General features: G+C 42.2%; 13 protein-coding genes. 12 read left to right on the top strand and 1 reads right to left on the bottom strand.

Annotated features, from left to right (window positions below):
- Positions 1–59: 59 nt before the first annotated feature.
- The 7 genes from uvrC (at position 60) to ACFORE_RS04805 (ending at position 7987) form a co-directional block, all read left to right on the top strand.
- Complete coding sequence (gene uvrC / locus ACFORE_RS04835; protein WP_269725792.1) at positions 60–1847, top strand: excinuclease ABC subunit UvrC; 1788 nt, start codon at positions 60–62, stop codon at positions 1845–1847.
- A 70-nt stretch (positions 1848–1917) separates the two neighbouring features.
- A complete protein-coding gene (locus ACFORE_RS04830; RefSeq protein WP_264879463.1) occupies positions 1918–3630 on the top strand; it encodes a hypothetical protein in 1713 nt (570 codons plus the stop codon).
- 274 nt (positions 3631–3904) lie between these two features.
- Positions 3905–4048 (top strand): hypothetical protein, encoded by a 144-nt coding sequence (locus ACFORE_RS04825; protein ID WP_235281065.1) that lies wholly within the window; start codon positions 3905–3907, stop codon positions 4046–4048.
- A 656-nt stretch (positions 4049–4704) separates the two neighbouring features.
- The gene (locus ACFORE_RS04820; protein WP_168260892.1) at positions 4705–5307 is read left to right on the top strand and encodes a nitroreductase family protein; all 603 of its coding nucleotides are present in this window, start codon (positions 4705–4707) and stop codon (positions 5305–5307) included.
- A 90-nt stretch (positions 5308–5397) separates the two neighbouring features.
- A complete protein-coding gene (pepV, locus tag ACFORE_RS04815) occupies positions 5398–6804 on the top strand; it encodes a dipeptidase PepV (protein ID WP_380435025.1) in 1407 nt (468 codons plus the stop codon).
- Positions 6805–6864: 60 nt separating this feature from the next.
- Positions 6865–7449, top strand: coding sequence for a uracil-DNA glycosylase family protein (locus tag ACFORE_RS04810; RefSeq protein ID WP_154455055.1), 585 nt, complete (start codon positions 6865–6867; stop codon positions 7447–7449).
- A 118-nt stretch (positions 7450–7567) separates the two neighbouring features.
- The gene (locus ACFORE_RS04805) at positions 7568–7987 is read left to right on the top strand and encodes a zinc ribbon domain-containing protein (protein ID WP_235281022.1); all 420 of its coding nucleotides are present in this window, start codon (positions 7568–7570) and stop codon (positions 7985–7987) included.
- Between the two features lie 81 nt (positions 7988–8068).
- Here ACFORE_RS04805 and mnmE read toward each other — a convergent pair whose 3' ends face one another.
- Positions 8069–9442, bottom strand: a complete 1374-nt coding sequence (gene mnmE / locus ACFORE_RS04800; RefSeq protein ID WP_154455056.1) for a tRNA uridine-5-carboxymethylaminomethyl(34) synthesis GTPase MnmE — start codon at positions 9440–9442, stop codon at positions 8069–8071.
- Positions 9443–9601: 159 nt separating this feature from the next.
- On the opposite strand from mnmE, the gene rpiA reads away from it, so the two are divergent.
- The 5 genes from rpiA (at position 9602) to ACFORE_RS04775 (ending at position 13983) form a co-directional block, all read left to right on the top strand.
- A complete protein-coding gene (rpiA, locus tag ACFORE_RS04795; protein ID WP_154455057.1) occupies positions 9602–10282 on the top strand; it encodes a ribose-5-phosphate isomerase RpiA in 681 nt (226 codons plus the stop codon).
- Between the two features lie 106 nt (positions 10283–10388).
- On the top strand, positions 10389–11600 hold the full coding sequence (locus tag ACFORE_RS04790; protein ID WP_204984540.1) for a phosphopentomutase: 1212 nt from the start codon (positions 10389–10391) through the stop codon (positions 11598–11600).
- Positions 11601–11610: 10 nt separating this feature from the next.
- Positions 11611–12426 (top strand): purine-nucleoside phosphorylase, encoded by an 816-nt coding sequence (locus ACFORE_RS04785; RefSeq protein WP_380435024.1) that lies wholly within the window; start codon positions 11611–11613, stop codon positions 12424–12426.
- Positions 12427–12481: 55 nt separating this feature from the next.
- The gene (gene deoD / locus ACFORE_RS04780) at positions 12482–13189 is read left to right on the top strand and encodes a purine-nucleoside phosphorylase (RefSeq protein WP_154455060.1); all 708 of its coding nucleotides are present in this window, start codon (positions 12482–12484) and stop codon (positions 13187–13189) included.
- Positions 13186–13983 carry a LytR family transcriptional regulator gene (locus tag ACFORE_RS04775; RefSeq protein ID WP_235281024.1) on the top strand — a complete coding sequence of 266 codons (798 nt, stop codon included), beginning with the start codon at positions 13186–13188 and terminating at the stop codon, positions 13981–13983. The genes deoD and ACFORE_RS04775 overlap by 4 nt, the downstream gene beginning before the upstream one ends.
- Positions 13984–14008: the final 25 nt, after the last annotated feature.

Here is a 14008-nt window from a genome sequence, read left to right as displayed (position 1 = left end):
ACGTGGCTTTTGTGAGCTTATGTTATCCTATGAGTCCTGAATTTGTTATAATAAAGGGTATGAACGAACTGATTAAACACAAATTACAATTATTGCCAGATAGTCCAGGATGCTATATCCACAAAGACAAGCATGGCAAGATTATTTATGTGGGAAAGGCTAAAAATCTGAAAAACCGTGTTCGGAGTTATTTCCACGGTAGCCACGATACCAAGACGGAATTATTGGTGTCTGAGATTGCGGATTTTGAGTATATTGTGACAGGGTCAAATACTGAAGCCCTATTGCTTGAAATCAATCTCATCCAAGAAAACCAACCCAAGTACAACATTCGGCTAAAAGATGATAAGTCTTACCCTTTTATCAAGATTACGGTCAACGAGCAATACCCACGATTGCTCATTACGCGTCAAATCAAAAAAGACGGTGCCATGTATTTTGGCCCCTATCCTGACTCGGGGGCGGCAAATGAAATCAAACGGCTTTTGGACCGCATTTTCCCCTTTAAAAAATGCACCAATCCAGCCAATAAAGTTTGTTTTTACTACCATTTAGGGCAATGCAACGCCCACACGATTTGCCATGTGGATCACCAGTATTTTGTTGATATGGCGCAAGACGTCAAGCATTTTCTTAATGGTCAAGACGATAAAATTGTCAACGAACTCAAGGCAAAAATGCAAGCAGCTTCAGATGAAATGGCTTTTGAGCGTGCGGCAGAATACCGTGACTTGTTGCAGGCCATCTCGACCTTGCGCACTAAACAACGGGTGATGAACCAAGACATGATGGACCGTGATATTTTTGGGTATTATGTCGATAAAGGGTGGATGTGCGTCCAAGTTTTCTTTGTTCGTCAAGGCAAACTCATTCAGCGGGATGTCAATATGTTTCCTTATTATGACGAGCCTGAGGAAGATTTCTTGACTTATGTGGGGCAATTTTACCGTGACAAGAAGCACTTTGTACCCAAAGAAATCTTCATTCCCAATGACATTGACGAGGACTTGGTTAAGGCTGTGGTAGATGCTAAAATCGTCAAACCGCAACGAGGTGAGAAAAAGCATTTGGTCAATTTAGCGACAAAAAATGCCCGTGTCAGCCTGCAACAAAAATTTGATTTGCTTGAAAAAGACATGAAAAAGACTTACGGTGCTATTGAAAATATTGGAAACTTGTTGCATATTCCAAAACCTGTTCGCATCGAGGCTTTTGATAATTCCAATATTCAAGGAACGAGCCCAGTGTCTGCCATGGTGGTCTTTATTAACGGTAAGCCAAGCAAGAAAGATTACCGCAAATTCAAAATCAAGACGGTTGTGGGGCCTGATGATTATGCCAGTATGCGCGAAGTGCTTTACCGCCGTTACCACCGCATGATGACAGAAGGGCAAACACCGCCTGATTTGATTATCATTGATGGGGGGCAAGGTCAGGTCAATGTGGCGCGTGATGTCATTGAAAAGCAACTTGGCTTGTCTATTCCCATCGCAGGTTTGCAAAAAAATGACAAACACCAAACCCATGAATTGCTATTTGGTAATCCCTTGGAGGTGGTTCCTCTCCCACGCAACTCAGAAGAATTTTTCCTTTTGCAACGTATTCAAGACGAGGTGCACCGCTTTGCCATTACCTTTCACCGTCAAGTGCGCAGTAAAAATTCCTTCTCATCTAAGTTGGATGGCATTGCAGGTTTGGGACCAAAGCGCAAGCAATTGCTCATGAAACACTTCAAGAGTCTTGCCAATATTCAAAAAGCAGATGTGGAGGCTATCAGGAAGTGTGGCATTCCGCAAAACGTAGCGCTCGCAGTCAAGGAACGCCTTCAAGAAGAAACAGAGGCTTAATGGTGTTTTTAGATTGTGTTATCGCCTAAACTATTCTAACATGGATAAGGATTTTTTTAAGGAGATGATCATGTTTCAGAATGTAAGAGAGAGGCTTTCTCGTTTCCGAGAAAAAGAGGTTTGGCTATCCGGCCTTATCACCGTGGTAGCCGCCTTTGTATTGATTCTTCCTCAAGTATTAACAAAAGGAGTCATTGCTGGCAGTGATTTTCTTTTTCATTACAACCGTTTTTACGAAACGGCCATGCAGATAAAGACGGGCAATTTCAGCTACTTTATTTCGCTATTTGGCTTTTACAGTTCGGGCCGCATTGTTAACGCCTTATATGGTCCGTATTTTGCCTATTTTCAAGGGCTTTTAGTGCTCATCAGCCGAAATTGGTACACGTATCAGCTGGTGTCACGCTTTCTCATGGGCATTATCGCTGGCTTTTCCATGAATGCTCTTACCAAGCGAGCAGGCGTTAAGCCTAAGATTTCCCTAGCCATAGCGGTCTTTTACATGACTACGTTTTCCATTCAGTACTGGACTTTCCGTCAAGGATTTTCAAGCTGGGGAGCAGCCGTCATGCCTTGGTGCTTGATTCCTGCCATTGATTTTATTCAAACGAAGAAAATTGCACCTGTTCGTTTAGCAGTGGCGGTGTCTGTTATGGTGCAGATTCATATGCTGAGTGCTTTCTTGCTCATTTTGGCCTACCTGCCTTTTTACCTCTATGGTTTTGTCAAATCCACGGACAAGAAAAACATCTTGTGGAATGGCATCAAGGCTGTCGCCCTAGCCCTTGTTTTAACGGCAAATGTTTGGGTGGTGCTGGCAAATGTCGGACGTGCCAACAATCTGGTTGAGCCTTTTATCAATTCAAAACTGTATATCATGACGGTCAATCAGCGTAGCATTCAGTGGTTGATAACACCGATTCCTTTGCTGCTCATGGTCTTGTACCAGCTCTATTTCACTTTCAAACATTGGCGTCATTTTGATACGCTCTTGCGTTTGGTGGTAGGGTCATTTTTCCTATTTTTGGTGCTATCCAGCAGCATTTTCCCTTGGTATTCCATCAACAAATTGAACCTATCCTTGGTCAACCTCATTCAATTTCCTTTCCGCTTTTTCATTCCAGCAACGGTACTCTTGTTATTAGCGGTGGCTTTAATTCTTGAGAGGTATTTTGATGTCAAGTGGTCACGCTGGGTAACGATTGGCTTATTGCTGGTTAATGTGGTTAGTTTTGCTCAAATTATGCATTTGCAGCAGGAAAAAATCACTGAATATTACACAGCCAAACACCCTATTAAAAACAAAAAACACACCTTTGTTCTTGGCAACACCAAAGCTGTCCAAGCAAGCTTTTACAGTTCTAATTTGAATGATTTACTGGACTTGATTGCCAAATCAACACCAGACTACTTGCCATCTAAAAAGTCAAATACCGACAACAAGTATGTTTTGTATGAGAAATTTGTCCTCAAACATACGGACGATTTCAAAAAATCACAAGACGGCAGCACCTTGATAGTGACTTGGAATGCGGACAACGACGGCACGGTTAGTTTACCAGTTGCCAAGTATCAAGATACGCAGCTTGTTTTAAACGGCAAGAAATTAACGTCTAAGGACTACCTTTTGTCTGGTATTGGAACACCGACAGTTACCCAACGAATTGGTAAAAACACGTTAGAAGTCACTTACCAAGTTGGGACATGGTTCTATGCGCTTATCATTATCAATCTACTAACTTGGGTCGCAGTCTTGTTTGTGCCGAGGGTTAGACGGTCTTAGAGATGGTGGAAAAATTATTTTCTACTATCTAGCGATTTTCCTACGATTTATGATAGTTTTGCATCTCAGAGCTTTTCTGCTTGTTTTTGTAGTAATTGCAATTAGTATCTCTCTGGGATGCTTTTTGTATATCTAAGCGACTAACTGTTTTTCAGAATACTCTGTAGTTTTTAATAATCATTCTAAAGAATTGTAATAAGATAAACGGATGTCACCTTAGCTTAGAAAATGGTATAACAGTAGGATATGAAATAGGAGTTAGGAGAGAAAAAGGATGACTGAGGAATTTGATTACGTTGCTTTTGCGAAAGAGTTTGAAGCTGCTAATGGACGACCACCATCAGCTAAAGAACTAGACGATGCAAAGTGGTCTCATTATGGGGTTAAATGGGGAACACCAGAAAGAAGTACAGGCTAGACTAGAAAGCTTAAAACCTAGCTCTGGGGAGCGTTTAATCGATCTTTTTGGCTATTTGATAAAAGGTGTTGGCTTTTTATCACGAGGCTTTCTGAGAGCCTTAGTTCTTTTGGTACAAACACCAGTTTATTTAGTATCGTTTGTATTCAACTACATAAGATCTGCCATAGCGGTTATGATTATGTTTTTTGTAACTAAAGTGGCAATGTTTTTTGGTAGTTAACGTTTTCATGGAGCATCTTAATATTTCAAATTTATCTCAAGCTTCAGGTTTACTCGGATTCTTTGGAAAACTTGTAATGATCTACAATTTGCAGCCCAACTTCTGGGCATATCCAGCCGTTGACATTATAGTAATACAGGTTGCTATCATCTTTTTTTGCTTTAGTCATGACATTCTCAAAAATAGATGAAAGACGCTAAATAGTTTTTAAGAACCTTTCGAGGTTCTTTTATTTTTGATTGGAAAGGAGTTGTATGAAAGATATTCTTTCAGAATTGACCAAAAGTTTGGAGATTACCCTGTTTTATTGACTGTTATTCTTTAAGATTATTTTTCTAGTCGTTGTTTTTTGATTTTGGCAAAATAATTTTGTTTAATTGTTAACAAAATGCTAAAATAAAGAGGCATAGAATATCTTAGGAGGGCGAAGCTTATGAAATTCCTAGAATTAAACAAAAAGCGTCACGCAGTCAAACATTTCAATGACAAACTAGTGGATTACAAAGATTTACGCACAGCCATTGAAATCGCCACCTTATCGCCAAGTGCGAATAACCTGCAACCTTGGAAATTTGTGGTTGTCAAGGACAAAAAGGCAGAACTCGCTCAAAGCATGCCTGGACCAAACCGAAAACAAGTGGAAGAAGCACAATATGTGGTTGCCTTGTTTACGGATACTGATTTGGTGCAACGTTCGCGTAAAATTGCACGTATCGGGGTCAAATCATTAAGCAATGACCAATTGAGCTACTACATGGAAACCTTGCCAGCACGATTTGCAGCTTTTGATGACCAACACAAAGGAGAATATCTGGCTCTTAATGCTGGTATCGTGGCGATGAATTTTGTATTGGCTTTAACAGACCAAGGTTTGGCTTCCAATATGATTTTAGGATTTGATAAATCAGTAACCAACGATATTCTAAACATCGACCACCGTTTCCAACCTGAATTGTTGATTACGGTTGGTTACAGCGACGAAACATTAGAACCAAGTTATCGTTTGCCTGTGGATGACCTCATTGAACGCCGATGAGTCGTCTGATTGTGTGAAACAAGTGTGTGATATGATACGTCAATAGCTCTCAAACGGAGGCAAAATCATATCTTAGAAGGAGTTTGAAAAATGACAGTAGATTTTAGAGCAGAGGTGGACAAGCGCAAAGACGCCATGATGGATGACTTATTTGCCTTGTTGCGCATCAATTCAGAACGTGATGATAGCCAAGCAGATAGCAAACATCCATTTGGACCTGGACCTGTGAAAGCTTTGGAGCATTTCTTGGCAATGGCAGAGCGCGATGGTTACAAGATACGTAATATTGATAACTACGCAGGGGATTTTGAATTTGGTGAAGGTGACGAAGTCCTTGGTATCTTTGCTCACTTAGACGTTGTGCCTGCAGGTAGTGGCTGGGATACTGACCCTTACGAACCTGTTATCAAGGATGGTCGTTTGTATGCGCGTGGGTCATCTGATGACAAAGGCCCAACTATGGCTTGTTATTATGCCCTAAAAATCATCAAAGAACTTGGCTTGCCAGTTTCTAAAAAAGTACGCTTTATCGTCGGTACAGATGAAGAATCAGGCTGGGGCGACATGGATTATTACTTTGCCCACAATGGCTTGAAAGACCCTGACTTTGGCTTCTCACCTGATGCAGAATTCCCAATTATTAATGGGGAAAAGGGAAATATCACAGAGTACTTGCATTTTGCTGGTGAAAACGATGGTGCTTTCCAACTGCTTAGCTTTAAAGCAGGGCTTCGTGACAATATGGTACCAGAATCTGCCACTGCAACCTTCACTGCTAACAGCAGCCTAGCAGACCTTCAAGACAAATTGGCAGCCTTTACAAGCGCTGAAGGTTTAACCGCAGAATTAACACAAGACGGTGATGTTTATCGCGTGACCCTTATCGGAAAATCAGCTCACGGTTCAACACCAGAAGCAGGTATCAACGGGGCAACCTACTTGGCAACTTTCTTGAACCAATTTGACTTTGCTGGAGCAGCTAAAGCTTACTTGAATGTCACTGCCAATGTCTTACACCGTGATTTTGCTGGTAAAAAACTGGGTGTGGCTTATACAGACGCTAAAATGGGTGCCCTTAGCATGAACGCTGGTGTCTTTACCTTTGACCGTCATTCAGATGACAACACAATCACGCTTAACTTCCGTTACCCACAAGGTACGACACCACAAGCTATCAAAGAACAATTGGAAACTTTGGATGGTGTAACATGCGTGACTCTTTCAGACCACGAACACACCCCACACTACGTGCCAGCTGATGACCCATTGGTCGCAACGCTTCTTTCTGTTTACGAAAAACAAACAGGCCTTAAAGGTTACGAACAAGTTATCGGTGGTGGAACATTCGGACGTCTTCTTGAACGTGGTGTTGCCTTTGGCGCTATGTTCCCAGGTTATGTGAATACCATGCACCAAGCCAATGAATTTGCGGACGTCGAAGACCTTTACCGTGCAGCTGCTATTTACGCAGAAGCTATTTACGAATTAATCAAATAATAAACAGTAAGGGAGAGAACTCTGAAAAGAATATCTCTTCTTTGTTTTGAGGAGCATGTGATGGATACCATTGACCAATTAGTAGCAGATATTATGGCAGATGAGCAAAATATCGCCTACACCAAAAAAGGCATCAAGCCCTTATTTACCGTACCAAGCACTGCACGCATCAATATTGTCGGACAGGCACCAGGTATTCGTGCCCAAGAGTCAGGCTTGTATTGGAATGACCCGAGTGGGGACAATTTGCGCAAGTGGCTTGGGGTTGACCGAGAGATGTTTTACCATTCAGGGCTTTTTGCGGTGGTTCCGATGGATTATTATTTTCCTGGTACGGGGAAATCAAGGGACTTGCCGCCTCGCAAGGGCTTTGCCCAAAAATGGCACGAGCGAACCCTCGCTCTAGCACCGCAGATTGAATTGCACATTTTGGTGGGGTCTTACGCTCAGCGCTATTATTTGCACCAAAAATCGTCTGCCAGATTGACTGAAACGGTCAAACATTACAAAGATTATTTGCCGACCTTTTTTCCGTTGGTGCATCCATCGCCTCGCAATAACATTTGGCAAGCTAAAAATCCTTGGTTTGCGGAATATGTGATTCCAGATTTGCAAGCGCGTGTCAAGGAAATTCTCTCGAAATAAGGCAAAAACTCGCTGTTCGGGCGAGTTTTTTAGTGCAAGAAAAGCAACAGACGATTGCTTGAAAACGCAAACAAGTCCATGCTATAATGAAGGTGTTCCAAAGAGGGAGGGAGAAAAGATGGAAACAAAGGATATCTTAAAAGCAATTCGCACGAAACACCATCTCACGCAGGATGATATGGCTGATAAGTTGTTTGTTACCCGCCAAGCTGTTTCACGTTGGGAAAATGGGGATTCAACCCCAAATATCGAAACCCTGAAACAGATTTCCATTACTTTTGACGTGTCAATCAATACATTGCTAGGAAGTCCAAGAAAGCTTATTTGCCAGTGTTGTGGCATGCCGCTGGATGAGGACGATATGATTAGTAGAGAAGTGGATAAGCATTTCAACGAGGACTATTGCAAATGGTGTTACACGGATGGGCAGTTTGTTTATCAAACGATGGATGATTTGCTTGATTTCTTGGTCGCTCATATGTCAAATGACACCTACACCCCTGAGCAACCAGAGCTTATTTTTCTGAGCAATTGCTAACATTGAAGCACTGGAAATTAAAAAAGCCGCTACTGTAGTAGCAGCACTTGGCAAGAAATCTGAAAAGTGATTTCTTGCTTTTTATTTTCCAAGACAGAATTGGCTAAAGAGTTTGGTGATTAACTCATCTGGGGCAGCATCTCCAGTGATTTCACCGAGAATTTCCCAGCAACGTGTCAAATCAACTTGCAGCAAATCAACGGGCATTCCTAGATCAAGCCCTTCATTGACCGCTTGCAAACTTTGCACCGCCTTTTCAATCAATGAAATGTGGCGAGCATTTGACAAGTAGGTTGCATCTTTTTCAACCAAACCAGCGTTATCGAAGAAGAGTTGGTTGATGCGGTCTTCGATAAGGTCGATATTTTGGTTGGTGAGAACGGAGATGCGAATAACATCCTCAGGCAATTGGTCAGCCTCGATTTGTTCAGGCAGGTCTGTTTTATTGAGCAAAATGATGCGGTTGCTATTTTTGCTAAGTTCTAGCAGAGCGCGGTCTTGATCGGTCAAAGGTTCAGAACTGTTGAGGACAAGCAGAACCAAGTCAGCTTCCTCAAGGGCCTTTTTAGAGCGTTCAACACCAATTTTTTCCACGACATCATCCGTTTCGCGAATACCAGCAGTATCCACCAATTTCAGCGGAACACCCTTGATATTCACGTATTCTTCAATCACATCACGCGTGGTTCCTTCGATATCCGTGACAATGGCCTTATCTTCACGCAAGAGATTGTTCAGCAGGCTTGATTTTCCAACATTTGGACGACCAATAATCGCTGTTGACAAGCCTTCACGCAAGATTTTCCCACGGCGAGCGGTGCGCAATAAATTTTCCAAAAGTGCTTGGAATTCTTGCGTTTTTTCACGAATCAAAGCGGTGGTCATTTCTTCTACATCGTCGTATTCTGGGTAATCAATATTGACCTCGACTTGAGCCAGTGTGTTGAGGATTTCTTGGCGCGTGTCGTTGATGAGTTGTGACAAAGAGCCATCTAGCTGCTTGACGGCAATATTCATGGCTTTGTCGGTCTTAGCACGGATAATATCCATCACGGCTTCGGCTTGGGTCAAATCCACACGACCATTCAAAAAGGCGCGCTTGGTAAATTCCCCAGGCTCTGCTAAGCGAGCTCCTTGACGCAAAACCAATTGCAAAATTTCATTGGTCACCGCAACCCCGCCGTGTGTGTTGATTTCAATCACATCTTCGCAAGTAAAGGTTTTAGGCGCCAGCATGACAGACACCATGACTTCATCAAGAACTTCATCCTTATCAGGGTCGACAATGTGACCGTAGTTAATGGTGTGCGTAGCCACTTGGTTTAGGTCTTTCCCACGGTATATTTTTTGCGCAATCGCTAGCGCATCTGTTCCAGAAATTCTGACAATCCCAATGGCCCCTTCACCAAGAGGAGTTGAGATAGCAGCAATTGTATCAAATTCATTAGTAATCATACTGCTATTGTAACGTAAAAACAGCATTCTAGCAATCAGAAAGGGCTCTCTTACAAAAACTCCCCTAACTGATAAATATACACAATACAAACGCCCAAAATCATGGTATAATAAGTATTTGGAAATAGGAATTCTTTAATGAGATATAGAGAGGTAGCTATGGACAAACTCAAAAAAATGGCTGGTGTAACAGCTGCTCAGTACGTGAAAGACGGTATGGTTGTTGGTCTTGGAACAGGTTCAACGGCATATTTCTTTGTTGAGGAAATCGGTCGTCGTATGAAGGAAGAAGGTTTGCAAGTGACAGGTGTCACAACATCAAGCCGTACAACAGCCCAAGCCCAATCCCTAGGTATTCCCTTAAAATCAGTTGATGACATTGACGTGATTGATGTGACAGTTGATGGTGCTGATGAAATTGATGCTCAGTTTAATGGCATCAAAGGTGGCGGCGGTGCTCTCCTTATGGAAAAAATCGTGGCAACCCCAACAAAAGAGTACATTTGGGTAGTTGATGAGTCAAAAATGGTTGAAAAATTGGGTGCTTTCAAGTTGCCAGTTGAAGTGGTGACTTACGGTGCCGACCGCATTTTCCGTGAATTTGACGCCAAAGGTTACAAGCCATCTTTCCGCATGGTAAGCGATACAGAACGCTATGTCACTGATATGGGAAATTTCATCATTGACCTTGATATGGGCGTGATTGACAATCCAGTTGCTTTTGGCCAAGAATTAAAAGCTATGGTTGGCGTTGTGGACCACGGCCTCTTTAACGGTATGGTCAATAAAGTTATCGTCGCAGGTCAAGACGGTGTCACTATTTTGGAAGCTAACTGCTAATTGTTAGATATATTCGTAGATGTTTTAGAAAAGTGCTAATCTTTGTCACATAAAAGGATTAGGAGGTTTTGGGTGCTAACCGTAACCACCCTAGATGAGGAAAAGTATGTCAACATTTAATCGTATTCACCTTGTTGTTTTGGATTCTGTCGGAATCGGAGCAGCACCAGATTCAGATAAATTCTTTAATGCTGGAGTTCCAGATACAACATCTGACACCCTTGGTCACATTTCAGAAGTCGCAGGGCTAAACGTGCCAAACATGGCAAAAATCGGTCTTGGGAATATCCCACGCGAAACACCCCTAAAAACCGTACCAGCTGAAAGCCAACCAAGTGGCTATGTGACAAAATTGCAAGAAGTATCACTTGGAAAAGATACCATGACTGGCCACTGGGAAATTATGGGGCTTAACATTACAGAACCATTTGACACTTTCTTTGACGGTTTCCCTGAAGAAATCTTGACGCAGATTGAAGAGTTTTCAGGTCGTAAAATCATTCGTGAAGCGAACAAACCTTATTCAGGAACACAAGTTATCGCCGACTTTGGCGGACGCCAAATGAAAACAGGTGAGTTGATTGTTTACACATCAGCAGACCCAGTACTTCAAATTGCAGCGCACGAAGATGTGATTCCGCTTGATGAATTGTATAAGATTTGTGAATTTGCTCGTTCGATCACTTTAGAGCGTCCAAGTTTGCTGGGACGTATCATTGCTCGTCCATACGTTGGTGAACCAGGAAACTTCACTCGTACGGCTAACCGCCACGACTATGCTTTGTCACCATTTGCCCCAACAGTCCTTAATAAATTGGCTGACGCTGGTGTGCCAACTTACGGTGTTGGTAAAATCAACGATATTTTCAACGGTTCAGGTATCACAAATGATATGGGTCACAACAAATCAAACAACCACGGTGTAGATACGCTTCTCAAAACCATGCAATTGCCAGAATTTACCAAAGGTTTGTCATTTACTAACCTGGTTGATTTTGACGCTATGTACGGACACCGTCGTGACACAGAGGGCTACCGTGATTGCTTGGAAGAATTTGACAGCCGTCTGCCAGAAATTATCGCTAACATGAAAGAAGATGATTTGCTCTTGGTGACTGCAGACCACGGAAATGACCCAACCTATGCAGGAACTGATCACACCCGTGAGTTTATTCCACTTTTGGCTTACAGTCCATCATTCAAAGAAACGGGTGTCTTGCCACAAGGTCATTTTGCAGATATCTCAGCAACAATTGCTGAAAACTTTGGTGTTGCAACAGCCATGGTTGGGGAATCTTTCTTAGATAAATTAGTATAAGAGGTCATTTATGAAAACAATTATTGAAAAAATCGAGGAAGCGCGCCAGTTTTTAGTTTCAAAAGCTTGTGATGCTCCTGAATTTGGCTTGATTTTGGGTTCAGGACTTGGCGAATTAGCTGAAGAAATTGACAATGCTGTTGTTATCCCTTATGAAGATATTCCACACTGGGGACAGTCAACCGTTGCGGGTCACGCTGGCCAATTGGTTTACGGTGACCTTGGTGGGCACAAAGTACTTGCCCTTCAAGGGCGTTTCCATTTTTATGAAGGCAACAGCATGAAAGTGGTGACTTTCCCAGTGCGTGTCATGAAAGCTCTTGGTTGTAAAGGGCTTATCGTGACCAATGCCGCTGGTGGTATTAGTTTTGGCCCGGGAACTTTGATGGCTATTTCAGACCACATTAACATGACAGGTCAAAACCCATTGATTGGGGCAAACCTTGACGAATTTGGTCCACGTTTCCCTGATATGTCGGATGCCTACACAGCTGACTACCGTGCTATTGCTCACAAGGTCGCTGAAAAAATCGGTATTACCCTAGACGAAGGGGTTTACCTTGGGGTATCTGGTCCATGTTATGAAACACCAGCAGAAATCCGTGCCTTCCAAACACTTGGTGCAGATGCTGTCGGCATGTCAACTGTTCCAGAAGTTATCGTTGCTGCTCATTCAGGCTTAAAAGTTTTGGGAATTTCAGCTATTACGAACCATGCCGCAGGTTTCCAAAGTTCTTTGAACCACGAAGAAGTGGTAGCCGTTACACAACAAATCAAAGAAGATTTCAAAACCTTAGTCAAGTCTATTTTAGCAGAATTGAACTAGGCTACTAAAATGTAGTATTTAAATACCACACTGTTATTTAGTGAAAGGAAGTATTATGTCAATACATATTGAAGCCAAACCAGGCGACATTGCCGATAAAATTTTATTGCCAGGCGACCCATTACGTGCCAAATTTATCGCTGAAAACTTTTTAGAAGATGCTGTATGTTTCAATAACATTCGTGGTATGCTTGGTTATACAGGAACTTACAAAGGACACCGCGTCAGCGTTATGGGAACAGGTATGGGAATGCCATCTATCTCTATCTATGCCAACGAATTGATTACGTCATACGGTGTTAAAAAATTGATTCGTGTCGGAACGGCGGGTTCTTTGAACAAGGATGTTCATGTGCGTGAATTGGTCTTGGCACAAGCTGCTGCAACCACATCAAGTATGATTAAAAACGAATGGCCTTTGTACGATTTCCCACAAATTGCCGATTTCACTCTGCTTGACAAAGCTTACCACATTGCGCAAGACTTGGGCATGAAAACACACGTTGGTAGCGTCTTGTCTGTGGATGCTTTCTATTCTGATTTTGCGGACAAGAATATCCAATTGGGTCAATTGGGTGTTAAAGCCGTTGAAATGGAAGCTGCAGCTTTATACTATTTAGCTGCTAAACATGGGGTGCAAGCTCTAGGTATTATGACGATTTCAGATAGCCTTGTGGCTGATGAGGACACAACTGCTCAAGAACGCCAAACAACCTTTACAGATATGATGACTGTTGGTCTTGAAACCTTGATTGCTGAATGATGCCACCCATTCCTATCCCCATCTATGAAACCATAGATATTCTCTTGGATGTTTATGCCTATCACCACGCTTGGAGGATTGCAGAGCAGTATTCTGCCTTTCCAAAGCAAGGCTGCTATCTTTTAGAAATGTTAAAAGAGCGTCGTGAATTAAATGTGGGCTTTGTCTTTACTCATCACGAGGAAAATCAGGCCATTTATCAGCAATACGGTTTTTCTGTGATTCGTAATCCTCGAGAAGAAGAGCAATTGGCCAATTATATCATGGATTTGGAAGCCAAGGTAAAAAACGAGAAAATCATTGATTTTGTGAGGGCTGTCAGTCCCATTCTTTATCGTCTTTTCTATCGTTTGGCCAAGAGGGAGGTTCCTAATTTTGAAACCTTTATTCATGATGCTAAAAATGCCCAGTACGACACATGGCTCTTTCACAAAATGAAGCAAAGCGATTATCCCATTTTTCATCAGTATCTGGCCATTAGGCGTGATGACAAGATAACTACAAAGAGCTTGTCAGAATTGCTGCAATACAGTCATTTGCCTTATGATATCAAGGAAATCATAAGAGAGTTGCGTCAATTTGAGCGTTCGGTACGCAATCCCTTGGCGCATCTGATTAAGCCTTTTGACGAGGAGGAGTTACACCGCACTACAAATTTCTCCTCACAAGATTTCCTCAATAAAATCATTACGCTGGCAAGCTATGCTGGCATCCATTATGACCGTTATCATTTCTATTTTGATAGTGTTAACGAACTCATTAAGCAAGAAATGCGTTCGCATTATGACTGGTAATAATAAAAAACTAGGACATCTCCTG

The sequence above is a fragment of the Streptococcus alactolyticus genome, from assembly GCF_042649785.1.
GTDB lineage: Bacteria > Bacillota > Bacilli > Lactobacillales > Streptococcaceae > Streptococcus > Streptococcus alactolyticus.
The sequence above is the reverse complement of the archived record's forward strand: the minus strand, read 5'-3'. Positions and strand labels throughout refer to the sequence as shown.